We start from the raw sequence: 25,343 nt of genomic DNA, 5'->3' as shown, positions 1-25,343 counted from the left end.
GAGAATTTGAAGCTATGTGAAGTGACGGTGAAGTCTTAAAACGGCTTCAGTGCCCCCTTCCGGGCGGTTACGCAGGGTGATTTCACCTTTGAAGAGCCGGGCAACTTCACGGACGAACGCCAGGCCAAGACCGCTGCTCTTGAGGCCATTTTCACGCGGCAGCGAATAGAATCGCTCAAAAATACGCGGCAACGCGTAGTCGGGAATACCGCTGCCGCTGTCGGCCACGAGAAGTAGTACTTGCTCACCCTGCTGCTGTACGCTCAGGGTGATAGCCCCCTTTTCCGGGGTAAAATCGATGGCATTATCCAGTAAGTTGCCCAGCGCTTGCTCCAGTAAGGCGGCATCCGCTGCCACATGCAGCGGCTGGGCATCAATGGTCACGGCAATGTGTTTCTCCGCAAGCTGCACGCTGCGCGCTTCAACAATTTGCGCCAGCAGCGCCTCGACGGCCACCGGCACCAGCACGACCTCCTGGCGATTCTCCAGTCGCGCCTGGCGCAGCAGCGTTTCCACCAAAAGCTGCATACGGGCATTCTGACGCAGAATATTATCGGTAAAACGGGCCACCACGCTGGGCGGTGGGCCTTCTCGCAGAATCTCCGCCGCGCCGCGAATCGCCGCCAGCGGGCTTTTCAGCTCATGGGTCAACGCATAGACGTACTGCTCAATATAGTTCTTCCCCTCCAGCTTCAGGCGCATGCTTTCCAGCGCCTGCGCCAGCCGACGCAGCTCGCTGCTGCCAAGCGACGGCAGCGCCACCGGCTGGTCTTCGGTGATGGCGTCAGCGTAGCGGGTGAGTTTGGCAATCGAGCGGTTAATCCACCAGACCATACCAGCCCCAATCACCAGCGCGATCCCTAATAATACTGCGCTCGCCCACAGGATCCGCCGCTCGCTGCGTTTGATCACCGGCGCCATCGCGGCGTTCGGTTTCCCGACGCTCAGTACGCCGATAGTCTTCCCGCCGTCGATAATCGGTGCGGCGACATACATCACCGAACTTTCAGGATCGGCAGGATCCCGCAGCGTGCTACGCGCACCGTATTGCCCACGCAGCGTAAGCCAGACGTCGTTCCAGCGAGAATAGTCCTGCCCTACGGCTTGCCCCGTAGAATCAAACAGCACCTTCCCCTGCGCATCCGTCATATAGACATGGTATTCGTTACGCACTTTGCTAATACCGCCGATATTGGCGCGAAACGGAGAGTTATGCAGACGCTCAAACGCCCTGGCCAACTGGCCATGAGCCGGATCGCCAGAAAGCAGATCGTCACGCGCTACCGAGGCCAGCAGCGTAGCGGTATCGATAAGCGTCCCTTCCGTGGCACGACGAACTCCCGGCTTAATTTCCTGGACAAAGATCGACAGCACAAACCAGGCGGCCACGGCAACAATCAGAAAGTAGCCCAGCAGCAGCCGCATGCCTATGCGCATCAGAGGATCCTCAGACTGTATCCCATGCCGCGATGGGTATTGATCGGCGAAAGATCGGGGTTCACGGCGCGTAACTTAGCGCGCAGCGTTTTGATATGGGTATCCACCGTTCGGTCGAAGCTCTCCTGCGCGTCGGCCCAGACGATGTCCATCAGCTGCTGGCGGGAATAGACACGCCCTGGAGAGGCCAGCAGCGTTTTCAGCAGCAGGAATTCGTAGCGCGTCAGCGGCAGCGGCGTATCAAACCAGCTCACCAACGCCGCCGGTTCGTTAAGCTCAAAATGACCGGCGCGCACCACCGGCGAGGGGGTAGAAAACTTGGTCACGCGTCTGAGCAGCGTGCGGACTCTGGCGCACACTTCGCGGGGAGAAAACGGTTTAGCCACATAATCGTCCGCGCCAATCTCCAGCCCCAGCAGGCGATCGACCTCATCGCTGCGAGCGGTAAGGAACAGAACAGGCAGCGCCGGAAACCGTGCCAACAGCTGTCGGCACAGTTCAAAGCCGCTGATATCCGGCAGCCCAACGTCGAGAATCACCACGTCAGGCTGGCAGCGGTGCGCTTTTTCCAGCGCGGGCAGGCCGCGCTCAAATGCTTCAACGCTAAATCCTTCCTGCTGAAGCATGTAGATAAGCGTATCTGCAATTCCCTGTTCATCTTCAACTAACCAGACCACTGCCTGTTGCATAAAGCGTCCCTGTTACTCGCGCCACGGCATAATAGGCACTGCGCTAATGGCATTTTTCGGCGAACCGTCCACCACCTTATCGGAATAGGCAAGGTAGGCCAGCGTGTTACGTTTTGCATCGTAGAAACGAACGACCTGCAGTGATTTAAACACCAGCGACGTGCGTTTCTTAAAGACCACGTCCCCTTCCGCTTTGCCGTTCTTAATTTTATCGCTGAGCTCCACCGGCCCAATCTGCTGGCAGGAGATGGCAGCATCGGAAGTATCTTCCGCCAGACCTAATCCGCCTTTGATGCCACCGGTCTTGGCGCGGCTGACGTAGCAGGTTACGTTTTTGACATCCGGATCGTCAAAAGCTTCCACCACGATTTTATGATCGGGACCAAACATTTTGAAAACCGTATCAACAGAACCAATCTGCTCCGCGTGAGCGCCCAGGCTAGAGAGACTTAATAACAGACCAGCCATTAATTTCTTGTATTTCATATTGTTACCATTTTCGTCGATTGCATTGAAGAATTATTCAACATCAGCCAGGAAAGTATTTAAAGATCACAGCTTTACAAAAATCAGCCTTATTTCTAATGTAAAATCGCACTTATGCACAAAAAAAACACTGAATGCTAAAACAGCAAAAGATGCTATTATCCGCTACTTTGGTAACAGGCACCTACGAAATTAAGGATGAGGGCATTTTATGGATCAGGCTGGAATTATTCGCGATCTCCTCGTTTGGCTGGAAGGGCATTTAGATCAGCCTTTATCGCTGGATAATGTGGCGGCAAAAGCGGGTTATTCCAAGTGGCACCTGCAACGTATGTTCAAGGACGTTACCGGCCATGCTATCGGCGCTTATATCCGCGCTCGCCGTCTGTCTAAATCTGCCGTTGCGTTGCGTCTGACCGCGCGCCCTATCCTTGATATTGCGCTGCAATATCGTTTTGATTCCCAGCAAACCTTTACCCGCGCGTTTAAGAAGCAGTTTGCGTTAACGCCCGCGCTGTACCGCCGTTCTCCGGACTGGAGTTCGTTCGGGATGCGTCCGCCGCTGCGCCTGGGTGAGTTTGCGATGCCGCAGTACGAGTTCATCACGCTGCCTACCACCCACCTGGTAGGGGTAACCCAGAGCTACACCTGTAAACTGGAAGAGATTTCCGATTTCCGCCAGCAGATGCGCGTTCAGTTCTGGACCGACTTCCTCGGCAACTCGCCGTCAATTCCGCCAATGCTCTACGGCCTGCATGAGCCGCGCCCAAGCCTGGAAAAAGACGATGAGCAAGAGGTGTTCTACACCACGGCGCTGACGCCGGAGCTGGCAAACGGCCATATCAACAATGCGCATCCGGTGACCCTTGAGGGCGGCGAATACGTCATGTTTACCTATGAAGGGCTGGGAACAGGCCTGCAGGAGTTTATCCTGACCCTGTACGGCACCTGCATGCCGATGCTGAATCTGACGCGCCGTAAGGGCCAGGATATCGAGCGCTTCTTCCCGCAGGATGAAGCCCGGAATCAGGAACCGCCTATTCAACTGCGCTGCGAGTACCTGATCCCGATTCGTCGTTAACGCTGCAGCTCATCCAACGCAGGGGTGTCCAGATGCGAGACATCCCCTGCCGTTTCTACCACCCATCCCGGCGCCAGCCACAGGCTTTCCTGATAATCCACCCTTGAGATAGAGCAGTTACGCAGGCGTAAGCGGCGTTCCGCATGGGCTGGCAGCCCCAGGATCGTACCGACCAGGCAGCCAAGTGCAATACCGTGGCTCACCAGCAGCGGCCGACTGCCAGCAGGCAGATCGAGACAAGCGTTCAACGCGGCGCGCATGCGCACGCTCAGCTCCTGCATCGACTCACCTTCAGGAATACGTCCGTCCGGCGTACCGTTGACCACCAGCCGACGCCACGCCTCTTCTTCCGCGCTTAGCGAATCGAGATGGCGTTGCTCAAGCACGCCCATATCAAGCTCGCGCAGACGCGCATCGAACGTCACGCCACAGCCGCAAGCATCCGCAATGATCTCGGCGGTACGGCGCGTACGGCCCAGATCGCTGGCAATGACGTGCGTAATGCCGTAGGTGCGTACGCGGTCGCCGACCTGTACAGCTTGCTGTTCTCCTTTAGCCGTCAGTGGGCTATCGGACTGGCCTTGAATACGCCGTTCGGCGTTCCACTGCGTTTCGCCATGGCGAACAAGATATACCTGTAACATGTTTTTTATCCGTTATACTGCGATGACATTTTATTAGCTGAGTTGTGTAGATTATGCATCAAGTTGTCGCTGCTACCACCAATCCTGCCAAAATTCAGGCAATTCTTGCCGCATTTGACCAGATTTTTGGTGAAGGATCCTGCCAAATCACTCCTGTTTCCGTCGATACCGGTGTACCTGAGCAGCCGTTCGGTAGCATTGAGACGCGTGCCGGCGCACGTAACCGCGTCGCCAACGCGCGCGAGGCTCATCCGAACGCGGATTTTTGGGTTGCCATTGAGGCAGGGATCGATGAAGGCGCCACCTTCAGCTGGGTAGTCATTGAGAGAGGCGTACAGCGCGGAGAAGCCCGCTCCGCCACTCTACCGCTGCCAGAAGCTATTCTTGAGCAGGTTCGCGCCGGGGAAGCGCTGGGGCCGGTGATGTCGAAGTACACCGGCATTGATAAGATTGGCAATAAAGAAGGCGCTATCGGCGTATTCACTGCGGGCGTACTCACGCGCAGCAGCGTCTATCATCAGGCGGTGGTGCTGGCGCTTAGCCCCTTCCATAACGACCTGTATCGTCGGTAACCTGCAGGATAGCTGATTAGGTTTTTGGCAGGGTTTGTTCCAGCCACTGGCGCAATTCTACCGGCGCCGATTTCAGGCTGTTCGATCCACGGGTGATCGTCGCGATCCCCGCGCCCAGCTCATTTTTCAGCTCACGCTGGCTCATCTCACCGCGCAGCAGCTCTTCAATAATGCGCACGCGGGTTCCCAGCGCTTCACGCTCGTCCGGGGTCATCATCAGATTGAGTAACGGCAGCGCAAGCTCATCGGTATACGCCAGACGCAGAAGCTCCACAAAGCGAAGCCACTCCTGGTTGCGCTGCTCCGCCACCGTGGCGGAATAAGGGGATTGTTGGGTCATGTCGGGCCACCATGTTATGCTTGTACTCTTAAACGAGTACAAGCATAACACAGGTCTTACGCATCAGTAACGTCGTTGCCACTCATTGCTGCTAAGCACATCCTCTTTCTGCCCCATAAAGTGACGATAGTAAGCGTCATAGGCCAGCACGTTCTTCACGTAGCCGCGAGTCTCAGAGAACGGGATACTTTCGATAAACGCCACCGCATCGATACGCCCGGCGCTGTTACCAAGCCAGGTGCGTACGCGTCCAGGCCCGGCATTATAGGCCGCAGAGGCGAAGATACGGTTGTTTTCGAACTGCTGGTAGACGTACTGCAGATAGCTAGTCCCAATATTGATATTGGTTTCCGGGTCCAGCAGTTGCACAGGATTACTGTAGCCCGGCAGATTAAACATCTTCACCGTATGGGTCGCGGTACCCGGCATAATCTGCATCAGGCCGCTTGCCCCAACCGGTGACTTCACCTTCGGATTCCACGCGCTCTCCTGACGAGCTATCGCCATTGCATAGCTTTGAGGCACGTCTTTCCCTGTGGTGTAGCGAACAAACAGATCGTTATAGGCCAGCGGGAACCGCTCCTGTAGGTTATCCCACAGTTTGCCAGCAATGGTGGCCTGCACGCTGAGATCCCACCAACGCTGATCAAACGCATAGCGCGCCAGCTGGGCCTGCTCTGTCTGGCTACGGCTGCTCACCAGATTGGCCCATTCGCTACGGGCGGTGTTGTCCTGATTCCAGTACATCAGTTCGCGCACCCGCGCCATTTCCGCGCCGCCGGTCAGCGTCGACGAGATGGTGCCCGGCGCTTTCTCAACTCGCAACGGATAAGGTTCGCCCAGACGCTGCGCGGCAACCATCGGATAAAAACCGCGCTGCTGCATTAAAGCCAGCAGGATAGACCGCGCTTCATCATCACGCCCGCGCTCCATCAGCAGGTCGGCCTGCCAGTAGCGCCACTCATCTTTGTCTTTGGCCTCCATCGGCAACCGTGCCAGCCAGGTGTTGAGCCCAGCGCGGTCGCCCGTGCCTAACGCCATGCGCACACGACGCTCAATCAGCGACGTTGACTGCGAACGCATGATGGCGTCATCACGCCAGCGCGCCTGCTCATCGGTCACGTCGTTGCCCATCAAGCGCCAGGCGACGATATCGCGCAGCTCCTGGGTCTGATCGTCATTCAGCTGCTGCGCCTGCACCAATGTAGGGATCATCAGGCGCGCATTTTCAACATCCTGACGTGCCACGCTGCTGAAGGCGACCGCCGCCAGCTGGCGGGTAAAATCGGTCGCGCCGGTGCTGCGAGCAAAGGTCAGTACGTTGTTCGGGTTATTGGCGAGATCGGTAATCGCCGTAGCAATAGTTTGATACTGCGATGGCATCTGTGACGCCAGCGCTTTCACCAGACCGGTATTGCCCGCTTTCATCGCCAGTCGAATACGTTCAAGGTAAGCCAGAGGATCCTGAGTACCAGAAGCACGCCATGCGCCAAACAGCTTATCGCAGGCATTCGGGCGGTTTTGCCCCGTCAGCCACAGCGTTTTTGCGCCATCCCAGGCGCCCTGAGTATCGCCCACGGCGTATTGGGCATAGTAGTAGTTGCACTGCGCTTCTACCGTTCCTGGCTTCTCCGGGCTGAACGCCAGCAGCCCGCGCCAGTCTTCCCGGCGGGCGAGTTCATTCACAAAGCGGTTTCTTAAGGTGCGCGCAGGCGGAAGCGTAGGGTTAGCCTGCACAAAGTTGGTCACCGCCAGCGCCGGCGTATTCATCAAGTCACCCGATAGCTGCCGATATTCCAGATAGGGGTACAGCGGGTAATCACGTAGGGTCGGCATCAGTTGATCGACCACATCCATCTGGCGGTTATCCCAGGCCTGTTTGATTTGCGCATAGCGGCTTCGCTGCTGATCCAAGGTATCTGCGCGGGCTACGCTGCTCACCGTCAGCAAACAGACTCCTGCCGCCAGCAGACGCCACGTCATTTGTTTGGCTTTTTGCACAAGCTCTTCCTCGTTGTCACGTTACGTCAGTACAGCATCATGCCGCGTAATAAATTGATGCTAACGACTGATCGGCTAATACGCCACGCCATGAACACTTTTTTACGTTTTAAATGCGACGTAGCACACCTGAATTTGCCTGCTGGGATTGAACGTTGAAAACAGCTACACTTCGCCTTTGAAAAACTCTATTCACTATAAAAGAGGCGAAGTCCAACGTGGCTCAATTCGTTTATACCATGCATCGTGTCGGCAAAGTGGTTCCGCCGAAACGTCATATTCTTAAAAACATCTCGCTGAGCTTCTTCCCTGGCGCAAAAATCGGTGTTCTGGGCCTGAACGGTGCCGGTAAATCCACCCTGCTGCGCATCATGGCCGGTATCGATACCGATATCGAAGGCGAAGCTCGCCCACAGCCGGGTCTCAAGATTGGTTACCTGCCGCAGGAACCCAAGCTGAACCCTGAACATACCGTTCGTGAATCGGTTGAAGAAGCCGTTGCCGAAGTGGTTAACGCGCTGAAAGGCCTGGACGAAGTGTACGAGAAGTATGCTGAACCAGACGCCGACTTCGACAAGCTGGCCGCCCAGCAGGGTAAGTTCGAAGAAATTATCCAGGCGCACGACGGTCACAACCTGAACGTGCAGCTGGAGCGCGCCGCTGATGCGCTGCGTCTGCCGGACTGGGACGCGAAAATCGAAAAACTCTCCGGTGGTGAACGCCGCCGCGTCGCGCTGTGCCGCCTGCTGCTCGAAAAGCCAGATATGCTGCTGCTCGACGAACCAACTAACCACCTGGATGCAGAATCTGTGGCCTGGCTGGAACGCTTCCTGCACGACTTCGAAGGTACCGTTGTGGCGATTACCCACGACCGTTACTTCCTCGATAACGTTGCCGGTTGGATCCTCGAGCTTGACCGCGGTGAAGGTATTCCGTGGGAAGGTAACTACTCCTCCTGGCTGGAGCAGAAAGATCAGCGTCTGGCTCAGGAAGCTTCTCAGGAAGCGGCTCGCCGTAAATCCATTGAGAAGGAGCTGGAGTGGGTACGTCAGGGCGCTAAAGGCCGTCAGTCTAAGGGCAAGGCCCGTCTGGCACGCTTTGAAGAGCTGAACAATACCGAATACCAGAAGCGTAACGAAACCAACGAACTGTTTATTCCACCTGGCGCACGCCTGGGCGATAAAGTCGTTGAAGTGAGCAATCTGCGTAAATCCTACGGCGATCGCGTACTGATCGACGACCTGAGCTTCTCAGTGCCGAAAGGCGCTATCGTCGGCATCATCGGCCCGAACGGCGCGGGTAAATCCACCCTGTTCCGCATGATGTCCGGTCAGGAACAGCCTGATAGCGGTACCATCACCCTGGGTGAAACCGTGAAGCTGGCGTCCGTTGACCAGTTCCGTGACGCGATGGATAACAGCAAAACCGTGTGGGAAGAAGTGTCCGGCGGGCTGGATATCATGAAGGTTGGCAACATCGAAATGCCAAGCCGTGCGTACGTTGGCCGCTTTAACTTCAAAGGCGTCGACCAGGGCAAACGCGTAGGCGAACTGTCCGGCGGTGAGCGCGGTCGTCTGCATCTGGCGAAGCTGCTGCAGGTTGGCGGCAACATGCTGCTGCTCGATGAACCCACAAACGACCTGGATATCGAAACCCTGCGCGCGCTGGAAAACGCCCTGCTGGAGTTCCCAGGCTGCGCAATGGTTATCTCGCACGACCGTTGGTTCCTCGACCGTATTGCCACCCACATTCTGGACTACCAGGATGAAGGTAAGGTTGAGTTCTTCGAAGGTAACTTCACCGAATACGAAGAGTATAAGAAACGCACGCTGGGCGCTGATGCGCTGGAGCCGAAACGTATCAAGTACAAACGTATCGCCAAGTAATCTTCATCAGGCGAATAACTTCGGTTATTCGCCTTTTATTTAGTACAAAAATAAATTCTCCATTTATATTTCAAAACCATTCAATAACATATTCAAATATGATTATTATCATTCACCGCATTTCTTTTCCATCAGGATTGAGATAGTTCAATAGCTGTGTTAAAAATACCTCTTCGAATAAAACAGACTACTTCACTTTTAATTTATTCACGAAGCAAATCCGCAATAACAGTGCCATTTAAATAATAAATCAATGACATTCATAAGGAATTGACATGTCTTATTTTTCTATCTTTATCGCTACGCATGACGGTAAACCCATTATTCATAATAACTATTTTATATCTATTAAAAAGGTTTAAATCAGCGAAGCTATGAAAATAATTTCTCCGCGCATATCGGCGATATTACTGGCAACAGCAAAAAACTATCGCAAGATAGCCAACGAACTGCAGCACGTTGAAATACAACGCCACCTGTGGCGAATGATGATCGCCGCCCCCATGCTACTGCTGCTCATTTATCTATTTATCTTCAGCGAACCGCGGTTTGTCAGCGAATCAAAAGTGGCCGTTAAACGCCCTGCGGATATTGATAGTGCCAGCCTGAACGTCGGCCTGTTATTAGGGGGGTCAACCTCTTCATCGGCCGAAGATTCACTGTATCTTAAAGAATATATAAATTCTCCGGATATGATGCATATTCTCGATAAGCAGCTGAATTTCCATCAGGCATTTGGTGAGAGCGGCTTAGATATTTTTTATCACTTATCAGCGAAGACCACGAATGAACGACTGCTGGACTATTATCGCCAGCGCATTTCGGTGAACTATGATGAAAAAAATGGCCTGCTGACCATCCAGACGCAGGGATTTACTCCTGAATTTGCCCTTCAATTTAACCGCGCCGTACTCAAAGAATCGGAGCGCTTTATCAATGAACTGTCTCACCAGATATCCCGTGAACAGATGACGTTTGCGGAAGAGCAACTACAGCAGGCCAGATCCCGATTAAACACCAGCAAACAAGCGTTAATCACCTATCAGAACAACCACAATATTCTGGATCCGCTGGCCTCTGCGGAGGCGGCTACCACGCTGGTGAATACGCTACTGGCGAAAAAAATTGAGATGGAGGCAGATCTCCGCAACCTACTGACCTACCTGCGTAGCGATGCGCCTCAGGTGGTCAGCGCCAGGAACGCCATTACCTCTTTGCAATCTCAAATCGATCAAGAACAAAGCAAGATCACCGCCCCCGAAGGCAAAAAGCTCAACAGCATGGCGGCCGATTTTGAAGAGATAAAGTCGCAGGCCGTTTTTGAAGGCGATCTGTACGCGCTCGCGCTCAAAGCCTTTGAAAAAACGCGAGTAGAAAGCGCCAGAAAGTTAAAAACGCTCGCCACCATCAGCACCCCGCAACTGGCACAAGAGTCGACGTTTCCCAACATCCCTTACCTGCTGATGAGCTGGCTGCTGGTCTGCTGCCTGCTGTACGGGGTAGCCCGATTACTGCTGACCATTATTGAAGATCATCGCGACTGACGCTAACGCCAACACTGAAACGGATTCTCTATGAAACGAGCTACACTCATTTTCTTATTTCTGTTACTGCAATCGAGCACCTCTTTTGCCGTTGGCGTAACGGCAGACCCTGAATTGACCGGCGCGGCCCCGCTCCCTTCTGTGCTAACGCCGCAAAACGGTAGCGCCGCCGACGCCAGCGGTTTTGATAACACACCGCCTCCGCCGCTGTTCCCCTCCAATAGCCGGATGTTCGGCGCCCAACTCTTTACCGGCACGTCTGCGGATAGCGGTGCCAGTATCGGCTTTAACCCGAACTATGTAATTGGGCTCGGCGATACCGTACAGGTTCGCCTCTGGGGGGCATTTGCCTTCGACGGCGCGCTGACGGTCGATCCTAAAGGTAATATTTTTGTGCCGAATATTGGTCCGCTAAAAGTCACCGGCGTCGCCAACAGCCAACTCAATAGCCTGGTCACCACCAAGGTAAAAGAGGTGTACCAATCTAACGTCAACGTATATGCCTCATTGCTGCAGGCTCAGCCGGTGAAAGTCTTTGTCACCGGGTATGTCAAAAATCCTGGGCTGTACGGCGGCGTGGCGTCGGATTCATTGCTCTCTTATCTGAGCAAAGCCGGAGGCGTGGACAGCGAACGTGGCAGCTACGTTGATATCGCGATAAAACGCGGGAAATCAACGCGTACCCGCGTCAATTTGTACGATTTTCTGCTTAACGGCACGCTGGCGCTCTCGCAGTTTGCCGATGGCGATACCATTGTGGTTGGCGCCAGAAAACAGACTTTTAGCGTTGAGGGCGACGTTTATAACGGTTACGACTTCGAGTTTTCTGAAGGTTCCATTCCCGTTCAGGAGGCCCTGAACTGGGCGCGACCTAAGCCAGGCTCAACTCACTTCACCATCGTACGTCAGCAGGGTACGGTCAAGCGGACAGAATACTACCCGCTGGGTAGCGCGACCGGGAGAAGCCTGCAGGATGGCGACAAGCTGATTATCAGTTCCGACCGCTACGCGGGCACAATCCAGGTGCGCATTGAAGGCGCGCATTCCGGCGAGCACGCGCTGGTTCTGCCTTACGGCAGCACGATGAAGCAGGTGCTCTCGCAGATCAGAACTAATAGCATGTCGCGGATGGACAGCATTCAGCTGTATCGCCAGTCCGTCGCCCTGCGACAAAAAGAGATGCTCGATCTCTCCTTACAGAAGCTGGAAGAAGCTTCCCTCTCCTCTCAGTCCGCCACCCAGGAAGAAGCGCGTCTGCGCGTTCAGGAAGCACAGCTGGTGAGCCGATTTGTGGCTAAAGCCCGCAGCGTCGTCCCCAAAGGCCAGGTCGTTCTCAATGAAAGTAATCTCGATTCGGTACTGCTGGAGGATGGCGACGTCGTCACCATCCCAGAGAAAACGTCGCTGGTGATGGTGCACGGTTCGGTGCTGTTTCCCAACGCAGTCAGCTGGCAGGAGAAGCTTGATGTTGATGATTATATTAAAAAATGCGGCGGCCTGACGCAAAAGTCCGGGCAGTCGAAAATCATCGTGATTCGCCAGGATGGCGAAGCGCTAAACGCCGACGATGTTAATACCATCAAAGCGGGCGATGAAATTATGGTTCTGCCGAAATATGAATCGAAGAACATTGAGGTTACGCGCGGCATTTCTACCATCCTTTACCAGTTGGCCGTTGCGGCAAAAGTGATTTTGGATCTGTAAAACCCGATAAGAGCGGCGGGCTATTCCGCCGCTACCTCATCATAGCGATAGAGAATGTAATCAGGATGATTGGCATTTATTCATCAGGCCTCTGGAAGACGCCGCACCTTGAGGCGTTTCTCGGTGAACCCGGCATCAAGCTGACGCCCCACAGCAACCTCGCGTCAATCCGCCTTCGCGCCATCGCGGTATGGGGAGATCGCCCTTCAGCGCAGCGTCCCATCAAACTGGCCCGGCAGGCCGGTATTCCCATCCTACGACTGGAAGATGGTTTTACCCGTTCGCTAGGGCTAGGCGTAAATGGCGCACCGCCGCTGGCAATGGTGGTAGATGATTTGGGCATTTACTACGATGCCCGCACGCCCAGTCGGCTGGAAAAACTGATTCAGATAGCCGCCGCCGACCCCTATCAGGAAGGCGACGCGCTGCGCGCTATCGCCATGATGGTTAACTACGATCTCTCAAAATATAACCATGCCCCGCCCTTTTCAGAGCGCTCAACGGGCAAAGAGATCGTATTGGTTATCGACCAGACCTTTGGTGATATCTCCGTGAAACTAGGCGGAGCAAACGAACACCAGTTTGCCGCCATGCTTTCCAGCGCCTGTCGCGAGCATCCACAGGCCGAAATCTGGGTTAAAACGCATCCTGACGTGCTGAGTGGTAAAAAACGCGGCTATTTCAACGCACTGCCAGCCAACCCACGAATCCGGCTGTTCGTCGAAGACGTTAGCCCGCAGTCTTTGCTGCAACACGTCAGCACGGTCTACACCGCAACGTCGCAGTACGGTATCGAAGCGCTGATGGCCGGTAAACGTGTTGTCTGTTTCGGGCTGCCCTGGTATGCCGGATGGGGGCTAACAGACGATCGGCACCCTGATGCGCCAGCGCTTGCCGCACGGCGTGGTTCTGCACCGCTAACGGCGCTGGTCAGCGCCGCCTGGCTCCGCTACACCCGCTATATTGACCCCTACGCCGGCGAACGGGCCACGCTTTTCGACGTGCTGGACTATCTGCATCTGAATCGAACCCACCAACTCGCCCGGCGAGGGTATTTATGGGCGCCGGGTATGACGCTCTGGAAAAGCAGCGTTGTGAAGCCCTTTTTACGCACGACGGATAATCAGGTGAGTTTCTCCCGCCGCAGCAAAGAGGCGACAGCGTGCATCGTCTGGGGAATTCAAGGCGAGGCGCGTTGGAAAGATAAGGCGGCAGAAGGCAACCTCCCTATCTGGAGAATGGAAGATGGCTTTCTACGTTCATCAGGCCTTGGTTCAGATCTGTTACCTCCGCTTTCGCTGGTGCTCGACAAGACAGGGATTTACTACGATGCCACTCGCCCCAGCGATCTGGAGAAGCTGCTCAGCCACTCTCTCCTGACCGTCGAACAGCAGCAGCGAGCTTCGCAACTCCATCAGCATCTGGTGAAGAATAAGCTCAGTAAGTATAACCTCGGTAAACGCTGGCAGCGTCCGGCGACCGGGGATAAGCGGGTGCTGCTGGTTCCAGGGCAGGTGGAGAACGATGCCTCCATCGCGACGGGAACACTCAGCATCAATACCAACCTGACACTCCTGCGTACCGTACGCGAGCGTCATCCAGATGCATTTATTATTTATAAACCGCACCCCGACGTGCTCACCGGTAACCGTCCCGGCCACATTACTGAAGAAGAGATGACGAGCCTTGCCGACTGCGTGGCGCTTGATGCCGATATTATCGAGTGCATTCAGCAGGCCGATGAACTCCACACCATGACCTCACTGTCCGGGTTTGAAGCGCTGCTGCACGGTAAGCTGGTGTACTGCTACGGCCAACCGTTTTACGCCGGATGGGGGCTTACCGTGGATGAACACCCCAATGCTCGTCGCCAGCGGTCGTTAACGCTGCAGGATCTCATCTACCAGACTCTCATTGCCTACCCAACCTATATCCACCCGCATGACCAGCGCGTCATCACGGCCGAAGCAGCTGCGGCGTGGCTGATGACGCAAACCCGCCCCGATATGGCGGCAAAGAAAAAAGCCAATCGACTGGTACGTCTGAGTCGCAAGGCCATCAATTTTTACCGCGTAAAATTCAAATAAAATCAGGAGGGTGCATGGAAAGCACCGCAATGAACAACCTGCTGGCAGGTAAGCGCTATTTGCTTTTACAAGGCCCAATGGGCCCCTTCTTTTCTGATCTAGCCGGTTGGCTGGAGAGTAAAGGGCGAGAGGCCGTCAACGTTGTGTTTAACGGCGGTGACCATTTTTATTGCCGTCAGCGCTCCGTGCTGTACTACACCCAAACCCCCGCTCAGTTTGCCCGCTGGCTTAAAGAAGTCTGGCAAACCTATCCCTTTGACACGCTGGTCTGTTTTGGCGATTGCCGCCCTTTGCACCAGGCGGCGCGCCAGTGGGCTAACGCAAAGGGACTGCGGTTTCTGGCGTTCGAAGAAGGCTACTTGCGTCCTCATTTCATTACGCTTGAGGTAGGCGGCGTTAACGCCTACTCTTCCCTCCCTCAGGAACCCGACTTTTATCGCCAGTTGCCGGAGATGCCGCCACGCGTTATTCAATCACTGAAACCCTCCACGCGCCTGCGCTACTGGCATGCAACCTGGTATTATCTGATTGGCTGGTTTCACCAAAAGCAGTACCCACACTATCGGCACCACAAGTCGTTCTCTCCGTGGTATGAGATGCGATGCTGGATCCGAGCGTGGAGGCGTAAACACTGGTATGCCTTCAGCGAACGGCATATGCTCCCGCGCTTGCAAAACCAGCTGGATAATCGTTTTTACCTGGCCATTTTACAGGTCTACAACGACAGCCAGATTCGGCAGCACAGCCCATATAACGACGTTCGCGAGTATATTAATGATGTGATTTACTCTTTCGCGACCAAAGCCCCAGCGACAAAGTTTCTCGTGTTTAAACACCATCCAATGGATCGCGGCCACCGTTTGTATGCTCCCTTGATTAAGCGCCTCAGTAAAAAATATGGGGTCCGGAATCGCGTGCTCTATGTGCACGACCTACCGATGCCGGAAATGCTGAAGCACGCAAAAGCGATGGTGACGATTAACAGTACGGCGGGGCTGTCTGCGCTGATACACAATAAATCGCTGAAGGTGATGGGTGATGCCCTGTACGACATGAAAGGGTTGACGTATCAGGGGCATCTGCACCAGTTCTGGACGGCGGGCTTCCGCCCGGATATGAAGTTGTTGGGTAAGTTTCGTGGATATTTGTTGGAAACGACGCAGATAAATGAAGTATTTTACGGAAAGCATAATGCCAGTGTGGAGCAACCTAATCGGGTAAATGCTCATGCCTTTATCGCTGATAAGGCTGTCTCCACACATAGGAACATCACTAAACAAAACTAACCAGAAGAAGGTGACATTAGTACCGATTAACGTTTACCAACTCACTTAACTTTTTTAAATCCTGAAGTTTTGTCATAGCCTCGGTAGTCACCTGTAACGGGGCTAATGATAAATAACGACGCCAGCTTTGATAAGCATCCTCCCAGTCATCATTCAGCTGTGCAAGCTCAGCCCTTAAGGCCCAACCTGAAGGCTCCAGAGTCTCTTCTTGTGTTTTTAAATTCAACAATGCTGGCATCAACTGCCCGCTGAATCTTAATGCATTTGACAGATCCTCGACGGCTTGCGAGTTAGCCAAGTTGTTTTTCGACAGATAACTCACCGCTAAATCCCATTTATCCAGCATAATACATATTTTTGAATAAAAGTATTCATTACTCTCATCATAATGATCAGGTTTCAATCGTTCGAACTGTTCTCGGGCCACATCCTTTTGGTCAAGCTGACAGAGTGCCGCCACATAATAGAACACGTAAACAATGGGTAGGGATGCTATATCATGAGCAATAGTCGAGAATTGCTCGCACACTGTTTCCCACTCTTGTAGCTCATAGAGCAAGCCTATTTTCTTATAGATAACAAAAATATCAACACCACGCAGACACTCAGCTTTATTAATACAGCCCATGGCCTCTTGATAATTTTTCAGCCCTGCATAAGCATCGGATAAAACCAATAACCGATAATATTCATCACTCTCATCAACCGGTACCGAGTTAAGTAATTCAATAGCTTCCCTATATTGGCAATGTGATAAAAGTGAAAATGCGCTCAATAAAAGACCATTACCAGGCGTCAGCATTGATTCAGTCGGCAACGCTTTATACTCACTGGAGTGTAAAAAACAGAAGAGATAATGGTAGTAATTATCCGAGACAGATTTAACGCCAGAAATTCTAAAGAAATTAATTGCGGAACTCCATTCCTGCATTGCCAACATCAGCAACGCTCTTGATAAGTACAATGAAGAATCAACATTATCGCCACAAGAGGAAAATAACATTTCGAGATATTTAGCTGCCGCATTTAACTTACCAGACTCCCGCAACACCGTTACATATAAAAGGTTATCGCTTAAGGAAACATTCGTATTTCGAGAAATATACTGTTCCCACCAACGCTCAGACAGAGTGATCTGATGCGCATTTAATGACTGAATGGCATAGTCTCGCAAAATATTATCATCAACATAATCATCGGGCATAGGCGCATCAAGTTTGATAATTTCGTCATAAACTCTCTGGCAGCAGTGTCCGTCACGATAGGGGAACGTAGCGTCGATACGTGACTGGATAATCGCATCGGGTTTCGCATCATTCTTTAACAGCACCTCAAGGCTTGATAACAAAGCCTCTTCAGTGGTGGCGACATCGCCAAAGCCGTGCTCCCGATAATCAAAATACCCTTTCGTGTAGGCATGACCACCGGAGAAGAAATCAGCTTCATCGAATTGATAGTACAATGTAGGTTTGTTGATAACCGCCATTTCGAATGCGACAGATGAATAGTCGGTTATCATCATTGCCGCTTTACCAAACAGGTTCTGGATACTGCCGTCCTGGTGTGTAATTATTTCAATGTATTCCGGGACTTCAAAATTCTGAAGATATGGCTGTATATTTGCATGAGGGAAGAACACAACCTTATATTGATAACATTCAACGAGTTCTTTTAATTTCTCAGAATGTACAAAACTATACCAATGCAGCGCAAACTCTGTCTGCATAAAATTAGGATTATATGCTCTTTCATTACCAAGGGTAACAGCATCACCAACGATGTTTTTACGCCATGTCGGCATAACTAAGATTAATTTCTCTGTATCATTAAATTTAATCAGTGAATCATGCCTTGGGAAACCAGTAAGAACAACTTCTTTTTCATTGTAAATATATCGAGAACCATCATTTACTATCGAGTTATATTCATATGGAGACACAGTCACTAAACAATCAATATTATCTTTATTATTAAGCCATGTGGAAAGATCATCTTTTGTGACGCCATGTTGTAGGAATATACAATGCCTACCTTTTAACATATCATTACCAAGATAGTTAGCCACATAAAGATCTATATGCGAACTGATCACTTTCCTGCAAGATTTCAGTGCATTGACATGCTCATCAGAGCCATATTCCAAAAGATTAAAACCCTCTCTCTTTAATCTATCCCAGTCATGCGAATCAGTTCTTAAAACAAAGAAGATACTTTTTTCAGGATGATTATTCATCACATAACGATAAAGATGCTCTGCATTATCATCAGCCTGCGAATCTCTATCAAGAAATACCCACGAAGATAAATATTTGCTTTGGTTACCATAGAATGGAATCTTATTCTGAAAACAACTGACCACATCAACAATATTAACTGGTGTAGTATAATGCTTCCCTGACAGCGATATCCTTGTAGGAACATCAGATATCTTAATAAGCAGTTCTTTTGCCTCATCAACATTAACCCATAGTCTTCTTTCGAGAATAAATTCAAATCCAAGGAAATCATGACTAACAGTCTTAGTATACGCGGGAAGCACACTTACACCATCAAGTTGTATATCTTCAAAACCTTCACCTCTGCAAAAATATTTCAATTGCACCATATTTTTATATTTATCGTAGCGCTCCACATATACAATCTGGAACTCAGGATTTAGTTCTTTAAAACAAGAAAGCATGCCCATTTTTTGGTAAAACCAACAACCAGCAAGATCAAAACGGTTAATTACATCAGAATCTATGAATTTGAAAACAGAAAATATATTTTGAATATATTCATTTTTCTCTTCATTTGATAAAAATGAAACCCGCTCTGCATGGTTAATGAGTCTTTTAAGATGCCAAATAACCAGGTAGAGAATTGTATTCTGAATAAAAATAGGTACATAGCCAAATTTATCATAGTATTCTTTTAGCAATGCTAGATAACCATTTCTGGTTACCATTGTAAACTGCCCAACCTGGTCCCAGGATAAATATAAAGTGGAAGTGCCATCACTTCTCTTTCTATAAAAATATGTTGCTGTACTAACAAATGCCACTTTCCCTGCTTGTTGATACATTAAATAATCAGCAACAAATTTCCCATCTTCAAAATTAGGCTTGATCTCAGAATTATATTTCAGCCCATAATTATTTATATTTTTGGTTTTAAAGAAAGCAGAATTACAAAATAATTGAATATGTTTATTAAGATTATTTACATTTAATGACACATTTCCTTTAGAATATTTAAAGTTCAAGGGATGAGAATCTTTTATTGATTTATTATTATCATGGTAAAATACAACATTACATGAAACCATGCAGTATTGATCATTTCCTGCACTGACAAAAGAGTCAACCTCATAGAAATAATTAACATCAACAAAATCATCAGGATCGATAAACGTCACCCACTCTGTCTTTACATGCTCAAGGCCCAGATTTCGCGCCGAAGCTTGCCCGCCATTCTCCGTTCGGAGATAGAGTATGTTGTCAGGGTATTTGCTCTGCCATTTTTTAATAATTGCCGCTGAGTCATCGACAGAGCCGTCATCAACCATAATTAAATAGATATTTTTCTTGAAGTTCAGTTTCTGATTAACAAGACTTTTAAAGTAATCATCAAGATATCGCCCGACATTATAAACGGCAGAGACAACCGTATACTCATAGTTACCATCTACCTTCTTAGAATAGAGGCCACTTACCTTTTTTCTCTTTTTTGCGAGCATATCGCTAAAAAACAAACCTGGGTTTCGCATTAATTTTTTTAGCTTTTTATTTAACATCCGTATTACCCTTTCTAAAATACTTTATTAACATATCCATTAGTGAACCTTGATAATTTTCTACATTTTTTCTCGTTGATGTGAAATCATTAGCGCAAAATGAATGAGGAGCGCAGATTACTTTATATTTAAGCAACGCCAAATAGCACCCTCTGGCAACAGGTGAGCGAATATTAAAATAATAGCAGATATCTCTGGCTGGAATTGATTGCTGCTTAAAATACGAAAACCACGGCACTAAAAATGTTGCTAAATTTAGGTCAAAATCTGATCTGAATCTATTACATAAAAAACTATCAATTTCATTATAATATTTACCCCAGACTTCTTCGAACATACTTTTCTTTAGTGGCACATAAGTATGGACCAATGGCGTCAACACTTCATAACCAAAGGCACCTTTTAATAACTCACTGGCATGTATAGATGCACTTAACGTTGGGGTAGTCACTCCTCTATTTTTCATCTCTACAAGATTTTTCCGTGATAAGAAAATAGAAGCTATACCGTTACTTTTAAAAAAATGGCCTTGTGGCAATTCACGGGCAACAAAAACGTCATCATTAAAATAGATGAAATGCTCTGAAAGTTCTTTTATTTTATGAAGATGCGCTTCAATAACATGAGAATTAAACGTCGGCAGATATTTTTCTGGTATAATATCTTTATGATCGACAACGATAACATTCTCATATTTATCAACCCATTCAGGATATTGCTCATCGGTGACGATATAAATATTATTAATCCAGGGGAGATAAGTCAGCACACTTTTTACAGAGAAATAGAGTTCATTGTGATTGCTAAAACGAGCTGTATCTGTCGCATATTGACCATGAGAATCAATATTAACCATTTTGAAGCGTTTATATTTCTCTTGCCATTTAGGGTCTTTGTCATTAACCCATGTAAACACAACATCAATAGGAAAATCAGCATGCAGGATATTTTCCAATTGAAGATCGTGCCTGATTAAAATTGACTCTTCAACTTCCGGACATAATATTTCATTACGAATCACTGGGTATTTCTTGTTAAAATAATCCCGAAAAAATATGCCTGGAGAATGAATGAGCTTTGTCATTCTTTTTATTAATGATGATTGCTTCCTCATTCTTTAATCCTTTTAACTATCTGAATATTTTCTGCTATGCTGATAAACCCTCGTCATCTCTATATCGGTTAATAACATCATCGATGCTATTGCAATATTCAATCTCATTATCACGACCAACAAAAATTGCCGCATCACAATACTCTTTCAAACTATTCAAACTATGCGATACCATTAAAAAACTCGACTCTTTATGCCGCGCATTGAACATATCCGCGCACTTCTGCTTAAATCTGGCATCACCCACTGCGGTAACCTCATCAACCAAATAATAATCAAACTTAAACGCCATACTTAAACCAAAACCCAATCGCGAGCGCATCCCTGACGAGTAGGTTCTAATCGGCATATCGAAGTATTTCCCCAGTTCGGCAAACGCTTCGACAAATGCGACCTTCTCTTTCAGTTCACCTTTTTGTGCATACAGTCGGGCGACAAACTTCACGTTTTCACGTCCAGTCAGGCTTCCCTGGAAGCCGCCGGAAAGGCCCACGGGCCACGAGATGGTACTGTTGGTGACGATCCTGCCGCTATCTGGTCGGTCTATACCGCCAATCATACGCAGTAACGTCGATTTCCCAGCGCCATTGCGGCCAATAAGCGCCACGCTTTTTCCACTCGGCAGTTCAATATTGAGATTTTTAAAGACATAGTGCCGCCCCTGGGGCGTACGATAGGATTTGGTGAGATTCTCGATGCGGATCATGATGTTAACATTGCCTCTTCGCACAGGCGATACAGCGCAAGCCCGACAAACAGCATGAGTAGGGTACAAAAGGCCAGATAAGGCAGACTCACCCCCTGGCTTTCATAGCCCGCCACCACGCATTCGCGGCTCAGTTCAACGATATGCACGATAGGGTTCCAGAGAAGATAGGGCCAATAGTCACGCGGTACGGCGTGCAGCGGGAACATGATGCAGGAGACGAAATAGAGCGGCTTTATCAGGATAGGCAGAAACTTCTCCATTTCAGGAAACGTCTTCCCTACCACCATAAACACCATTCCTAGCCCACAGGAAAAGAGAATCAATAGCAACCACGTCACTACTAAGGTAATGAGTTGCGTGACGCTAAACACCTCACCGGCAATTCCGACCACGCACATCAGGACAATATAGACGCAGCTGTAGATAAGGCTTTCGAGCAATGCCCTTGCCAGGATCGTGTCGATCGGCTTTACCGGCCGATAATTAAATAACCCCTGGTTCGCATCGATTGCGCTGATAGAGCGGGTGGCAATATGGCTAAAAAGGAAATAGGGGATAATGCCGTTTATCAAAAAAACGGGAAATGAAATATCTGGCATCGTGCGGTGCATAACAAAACCAAACACCGCAAGCATAACCAGCATATGCGCGGCAGGCTCAAGAATGGCCCAGCAGTAGCCTAGCCGGTACTTGCCGAAACGCGTTTTGATCTCACGTAGAAATAGCGCGCAAACCGCTGCACGCTGGACATCGATACCGCTTCTGGCCATAAGATGTTGCTTCCATTCAGGCATGCTACCGCCCTGGCCTTATGCGACCATAGCGATAAGCAAAAAATCACAGGGGATGAACATCTTCAGGGAGTGAATAATAGAGGGTGAAACACTAATTAAAGTGAATTATAAAAACCATAAATAAATACAACTACATCATTCCCTTGATGTATCCCAATGAAATAAATTGGAGAGTGGAATTTATCTTTTAATTGTCATCATGACCAGTAGTATCTTATTTAATTAAACTTAAATTATCATTAAGCTCACATTAAATAAAATATTTTATCTATAAATCAAGAGGTTGTTAAGAAATAGATGGTGATGGGAAATACGAATTTATAAAGTCATTATTCAATAATAACAACGCTAAAATAAAAATGAAGCCACTTATTATATTTCTAGCTTAATAATATCCACGATAAAATATTAACAGTGAATATGAAAATCGGCACGGTACCACGATGACACCGTGCCGAAAGGTTAATCGCCCATCAATCCTTTCACCAGTTCCACACAGCGCAGGAACCGAGAGTCATAGTCCGACTCTTCTACATGCACAAATTCGATGTTGTTCTTTTCGAGCATCGAGACCAGCAAGGTCTGGAATTCTTTGCGGTCAACCGAACTGCCAAGGCTGCGCAAACCATCGGCAACCCACGGCGTGTTGTTTTCCAGCAGGATAACCAGGTCAAAGCGATATTCATCGATCAGCGCCTGCACGAACGGATGTTCACGGCCTTCATACTTCTTACAGAATGCCTGGGTGCTGACAAAATCGGTGTCGATAAACGCGACCTTGTTGGCGTACTTCACCGCAAAGTCGATGTACTGAGCGTGCCCCAGGGCGATTTTGTCGTAGTCGGAATACTGTAGCGCCATCTCGTCGCCGCCCAGATGCGAGAAGACGTAGTCTCGCCCATATTCCCAGGCACTGGTGGTGTTGAAGATGTTCGCCAGCTTGTTCACCAGCGTCGACTTTCCGCTGGACTCACCGCCGAGAATTGCCACCGTACGTACGAAGAACGGCTTCACTTCGGTTGGGATGTAATCCCAGTAGCGGAACGGATTCTCACGAATCTGCGCCCCACTGATGCTCATGAAAGTCCGTTTCGGGTCAATCAGCACCGTTTCAATCCCAAGATGCTCGAGGTACTGCGGCGCATCGGCCTCTTCAGAGGAGTAAATCCAGTTGGGTTCGATGCCCTTCTCTTCCATAAAAGTCTTTATGCCCGCACTCCATACATCCCAACCGTGCGGGTACGGCTCCATGCCCTCTTCATTAAAGGCGTGAATGCGGATGTTCTTCTGGTATTTAAAGGTTTGCAGTAGCCAGCGCAGGCGGTCCGGTACGGTAGGCTGCTGCGACATAGCGCTATCTTCAAACAGCGCGCGGTCGCGCGTGTCGTCATAACCCATGATGATGTGCAGCTCGTCAACCTGGCTACAGGCGCGCTGGATCAAATAAATATGGCCGGTATGCAGCGGGTAAAACTTACCGAACACCACGCCGATATTTTTCTGCTGGCGCGGAAATTCGAGCCCGAGAAAGCGGTGTAACGCTTCGAGCTTTTGCGCACTGGGGCTCTTAATTTTGGCGTTGAGAAGCTGGCTTAAATAGCCCTTGGTCATGCCGCTGGCGTCTGCGACCTGCTGCAACGTACAGCCTTTCTGACGAATTGCGGTTTTGAGATAGTCGAACGACGACACAAGAGCCTCCTGCTGAATTGGGGTAAACCATCTACCCATTATACAAAAAACCCGGATGTACTCACGGTACTATCCGGGGAAAGAGACCGGCGACGCAATATGCCGCCAGGATTGAACATTATAGTTCGTCAAAGACGTCCAGCGCGTCGGCGAGCTTCTTCACGCCAAAGACCTTCATGCCTTCCGGAATTTTCTTTGGCACGTTTGCCGCCGGCACGATAGCGCGGCGGAAACCATGCTTAGCGGCTTCTGAAATACGCTCCTGTCCGCTAGGTACAGGACGAATTTCCCCGGCCAGCCCCACTTCACCAAAGACCACCAGATCCTGCGGCAGCGGCCTGTCGCGCAGGCTAGAAACCATCGCCATCAGCAGGGCTAAGTCAGCGCTGGTTTCGGTAACCTTCACACCACCCACGACGTTTACAAACACATCCTGATCCGCCATCTGCAGACCGCCGTGACGGTGCAGCACCGCCAGCAGAATCGCTAAGCGGTTCTGCTCAAGGCCAACGGCTACGCGACGTGGGTTGCCCATCATAGAGTGATCCACCAGCGCCTGAATCTCTACCAGCAGCGGACGCGTGCCTTCCCATACCACCATCACCGAACTGCCGGAGGTGACTTCATCACCGCGGCTCAGAAAGATGGCAGAAGGGTTACTGACTTCGCGCAGGCCCTGTTCAGTCATCGCGAATACGCCCAGTTCGTTCACCGCACCGAAACGGTTTTTATGGCTGCGCAGCGTACGGAAGCGCGAGTCGGCATCGCCGTCGAGCAGTACCGAGCAGTCGATACAGTGCTCAAGAACCTTTGGCCCCGCCAGCGAGCCATCTTTGGTCACGTGGCCGACCATCACAATCGCCACACCGCGTGTTTTCGCAAAGCGAGTCAGATAGGCCGCGGTTTCACGCACCTGCGCCACGCTGCCTGGTGAGGACTGAATATCCGCCATGTGCATTACCTGGATGGAGTCGATAACCATCAGCTTCGGCTGCTCTTCTTCCGCTATCTGGCAAATCTGCTCGATGCTGGTTTCGGAGAGCATATTCAGGTTGGCGGTTGGCAAGCCGAGACGATGCGCGCGCATGGCAACCTGCTGTAACGACTCTTCCCCCGTGACGTACAAGGTTTTCATCTGCTCCGCCAGCTTGCACAGCGTTTGCAGCAGCAAGGTTGATTTCCCCGCCCCAGGGTTACCACCAATCAGGATGGCGCTGCCGGGCACCACGCCGCCGCCCAGTACGCGGTTAAACTCTTTAAAGCCGGTGGAAAAACGCGGCAGCTCTTCCAGGCTGATATCCGACAGTTTTTGCACCTTCGCGACACCAGCATTGCCCGCATAGCCGCTCAGGCGCTCGTTACGTGCGACCGTAGGGGAAGCCGCAACGCGCACTTCGGTGATGGTATTCCAGGCATGGCAGGCGCTACATTGCCCCTGCCAGCGCGGGTAATCCGCACCGCACTCATTACACACAAATGCGCGTTTAGGAGCTTTCGCCACGTTA

General features: G+C 50.4%; 19 protein-coding genes. 7 read left to right on the top strand and 12 right to left on the bottom strand.

The features are described from left to right. Positions 1–12 precede the first annotated feature (12 nt). From creC to creA, 3 genes are read right to left on the bottom strand one after another with little or no spacing between them, the layout of a single operon-like run. Positions 13–1,437, bottom strand: coding sequence for a two-component system sensor histidine kinase CreC (gene creC / locus FHC49_RS16560; RefSeq protein WP_220440338.1), 1,425 nt, complete (start codon positions 1,435–1,437; stop codon positions 13–15). Next, positions 1,437–2,126 carry a two-component system response regulator CreB gene (creB, locus tag FHC49_RS16555; protein WP_185668273.1) on the bottom strand — a complete coding sequence of 230 codons (690 nt, stop codon included), beginning with the start codon at positions 2,124–2,126 and terminating at the stop codon, positions 1,437–1,439. Before creB ends, creC begins: the two co-directional genes overlap by 1 nt. Positions 2,127–2,138: 12 nt before the next feature. Further along, complete coding sequence (gene creA, locus FHC49_RS16550; protein ID WP_220440337.1) at positions 2,139–2,612, bottom strand: protein CreA; 474 nt, start codon at positions 2,610–2,612, stop codon at positions 2,139–2,141. Positions 2,613–2,823: 211 nt separating this feature from the next. Here creA and robA point away from each other — a divergent pair, with 211 nt between their 5' ends. After that, a complete protein-coding gene (robA, locus tag FHC49_RS16545; RefSeq protein ID WP_220440336.1) occupies positions 2,824–3,693 on the top strand; it encodes an MDR efflux pump AcrAB transcriptional activator RobA in 870 nt (289 codons plus the stop codon). Here the strand turns inward: robA and gpmB are convergent. Next, positions 3,690–4,337, bottom strand: coding sequence for a 2,3-diphosphoglycerate-dependent phosphoglycerate mutase GpmB (gpmB, locus tag FHC49_RS16540; protein WP_185668270.1), 648 nt, complete (start codon positions 4,335–4,337; stop codon positions 3,690–3,692). The two genes, robA and gpmB, sit on opposite strands and share 4 nt — an antisense overlap. Positions 4,338–4,390: 53 nt before the next feature. Between gpmB and yjjX the strand changes: the two genes are divergently transcribed. Next, on the top strand, positions 4,391–4,909 hold the full coding sequence (yjjX, locus tag FHC49_RS16535; RefSeq protein WP_220440335.1) for an inosine/xanthosine triphosphatase: 519 nt from the start codon (positions 4,391–4,393) through the stop codon (positions 4,907–4,909). A gap of 16 nt (positions 4,910–4,925) precedes the next feature. Here the strand turns inward: yjjX and trpR are convergent, their stop codons facing one another. Together trpR and sltY are read right to left on the bottom strand one after the other, a co-directional pair. After that, positions 4,926–5,249, bottom strand: a complete 324-nt coding sequence (gene trpR / locus FHC49_RS16530; RefSeq protein WP_185668268.1) for a trp operon repressor — start codon at positions 5,247–5,249, stop codon at positions 4,926–4,928. Between the two features lie 63 nt (positions 5,250–5,312). Further along, a complete protein-coding gene (gene sltY, locus FHC49_RS16525) occupies positions 5,313–7,250 on the bottom strand; it encodes a murein transglycosylase (RefSeq protein ID WP_220440334.1) in 1,938 nt (645 codons plus the stop codon). A gap of 218 nt (positions 7,251–7,468) precedes the next feature. Between sltY and ettA the strand changes: the two genes are divergently transcribed. The 5 genes from ettA (at position 7,469) to FHC49_RS16500 (ending at position 15,757) form a co-directional block, all read left to right on the top strand. After that, positions 7,469–9,136, top strand: coding sequence for an energy-dependent translational throttle protein EttA (gene ettA / locus FHC49_RS16520; RefSeq protein ID WP_220440333.1), 1,668 nt, complete (start codon positions 7,469–7,471; stop codon positions 9,134–9,136). Between the two features lie 485 nt (positions 9,137–9,621). Continuing rightward, complete coding sequence (locus FHC49_RS16515) at positions 9,622–10,680, top strand: capsule biosynthesis protein (protein WP_220440362.1); 1,059 nt, start codon at positions 9,622–9,624, stop codon at positions 10,678–10,680. Positions 10,681–10,710: 30 nt separating this feature from the next. Further along, complete coding sequence (locus tag FHC49_RS16510; protein ID WP_220440332.1) at positions 10,711–12,384, top strand: polysaccharide biosynthesis/export family protein; 1,674 nt, start codon at positions 10,711–10,713, stop codon at positions 12,382–12,384. 65 nt (positions 12,385–12,449) lie between these two features. Continuing rightward, positions 12,450–14,471: a capsular polysaccharide biosynthesis protein gene (locus FHC49_RS16505; RefSeq protein ID WP_220440331.1), complete on the top strand. Its 2,022-nt coding sequence runs from the start codon at positions 12,450–12,452 to the stop codon at positions 14,469–14,471. Positions 14,472–14,485: 14 nt separating this feature from the next. Further along, complete coding sequence (locus tag FHC49_RS16500; RefSeq protein WP_220440330.1) at positions 14,486–15,757, top strand: capsule biosynthesis protein; 1,272 nt, start codon at positions 14,486–14,488, stop codon at positions 15,755–15,757. A gap of 16 nt (positions 15,758–15,773) precedes the next feature. Here the strand turns inward: FHC49_RS16500 and FHC49_RS16495 are convergent, their stop codons facing one another. From FHC49_RS16495 to radA, 6 genes are all read right to left on the bottom strand, one after another. After that, a complete protein-coding gene (locus FHC49_RS16495; RefSeq protein WP_220440329.1) occupies positions 15,774–19,532 on the bottom strand; it encodes a CDP-glycerol glycerophosphotransferase family protein in 3,759 nt (1,252 codons plus the stop codon). Next, positions 19,522–20,646, bottom strand: coding sequence for a stealth family protein (locus FHC49_RS16490; RefSeq protein WP_255581392.1), 1,125 nt, complete (start codon positions 20,644–20,646; stop codon positions 19,522–19,524). Before FHC49_RS16490 ends, FHC49_RS16495 begins: the two co-directional genes overlap by 11 nt. 34 nt (positions 20,647–20,680) lie before the next feature. Continuing rightward, complete coding sequence (locus FHC49_RS16485; RefSeq protein ID WP_185668261.1) at positions 20,681–21,352, bottom strand: ABC transporter ATP-binding protein; 672 nt, start codon at positions 21,350–21,352, stop codon at positions 20,681–20,683. Next, on the bottom strand, positions 21,349–22,125 hold the full coding sequence (locus FHC49_RS16480) for an ABC transporter permease (protein ID WP_220440360.1): 777 nt from the start codon (positions 22,123–22,125) through the stop codon (positions 21,349–21,351). The genes FHC49_RS16485 and FHC49_RS16480 overlap by 4 nt, the downstream gene beginning before the upstream one ends. Positions 22,126–22,611: 486 nt before the next feature. Then, entirely contained in the window at positions 22,612–23,838 is a 1,227-nt protein-coding gene (gene nadR, locus FHC49_RS16475) for a multifunctional transcriptional regulator/nicotinamide-nucleotide adenylyltransferase/ribosylnicotinamide kinase NadR (protein WP_185668260.1), read from the bottom strand. A gap of 118 nt (positions 23,839–23,956) precedes the next feature. Next, positions 23,957–25,339 carry a DNA repair protein RadA gene (radA, locus tag FHC49_RS16470; RefSeq protein ID WP_220440328.1) on the bottom strand — a complete coding sequence of 461 codons (1,383 nt, stop codon included), beginning with the start codon at positions 25,337–25,339 and terminating at the stop codon, positions 23,957–23,959. Between the last annotated feature and the right edge of the window lie 4 nt (positions 25,340–25,343).

The organism is Kluyvera sp. EC_51, assembly GCF_019584505.1.
Classification (GTDB): Bacteria; Pseudomonadota; Gammaproteobacteria; order Enterobacterales; family Enterobacteriaceae; genus Kluyvera; species Kluyvera sichuanensis.
The sequence above is the reverse complement of the archived record's forward strand: the minus strand, read 5'-3'. Positions and strand labels throughout refer to the sequence as shown.

What these genes read in the sequence shown, in the direction of transcription:
- creC (WP_220440338.1), bottom strand. Translation starts at nt 1,437, where the DNA reads ATGCGCATAGGCATGCGGCTGCTGCTGGGCTACTTTCTGATTGTTGCC.
- creB (WP_185668273.1), bottom strand. Translation starts at nt 2,126, where the DNA reads ATGCAACAGGCAGTGGTCTGGTTAGTTGAAGATGAACAGGGAATTGCA.
- creA (WP_220440337.1), bottom strand. Translation starts at nt 2,612, where the DNA reads ATGAAATACAAGAAATTAATGGCTGGTCTGTTATTAAGTCTCTCTAGC.
- robA (WP_220440336.1), top strand. Translation starts at nt 2,824, where the DNA reads ATGGATCAGGCTGGAATTATTCGCGATCTCCTCGTTTGGCTGGAAGGG.
- gpmB (WP_185668270.1), bottom strand. Translation starts at nt 4,337, where the DNA reads ATGTTACAGGTATATCTTGTTCGCCATGGCGAAACGCAGTGGAACGCC.
- yjjX (WP_220440335.1), top strand. Translation starts at nt 4,391, where the DNA reads ATGCATCAAGTTGTCGCTGCTACCACCAATCCTGCCAAAATTCAGGCA.
- trpR (WP_185668268.1), bottom strand. Translation starts at nt 5,249, where the DNA reads ATGACCCAACAATCCCCTTATTCCGCCACGGTGGCGGAGCAGCGCAAC.
- FHC49_RS16515 (WP_220440362.1), top strand. Translation starts at nt 9,622, where the DNA reads ATGATGATCGCCGCCCCCATGCTACTGCTGCTCATTTATCTATTTATC.
- FHC49_RS16510 (WP_220440332.1), top strand. Translation starts at nt 10,711, where the DNA reads ATGAAACGAGCTACACTCATTTTCTTATTTCTGTTACTGCAATCGAGC.
- FHC49_RS16505 (WP_220440331.1), top strand. Translation starts at nt 12,450, where the DNA reads ATGATTGGCATTTATTCATCAGGCCTCTGGAAGACGCCGCACCTTGAG.
- FHC49_RS16500 (WP_220440330.1), top strand. Translation starts at nt 14,486, where the DNA reads ATGGAAAGCACCGCAATGAACAACCTGCTGGCAGGTAAGCGCTATTTG.
- FHC49_RS16495 (WP_220440329.1), bottom strand. Translation starts at nt 19,532, where the DNA reads ATGTTAAATAAAAAGCTAAAAAAATTAATGCGAAACCCAGGTTTGTTT.
- FHC49_RS16490 (WP_255581392.1), bottom strand. Translation starts at nt 20,646, where the DNA reads ATGAGGAAGCAATCATCATTAATAAAAAGAATGACAAAGCTCATTCAT.
- FHC49_RS16485 (WP_185668261.1), bottom strand. Translation starts at nt 21,352, where the DNA reads ATGATCCGCATCGAGAATCTCACCAAATCCTATCGTACGCCCCAGGGG.
- FHC49_RS16480 (WP_220440360.1), bottom strand. Translation starts at nt 22,125, where the DNA reads ATGGCCAGAAGCGGTATCGATGTCCAGCGTGCAGCGGTTTGCGCGCTA.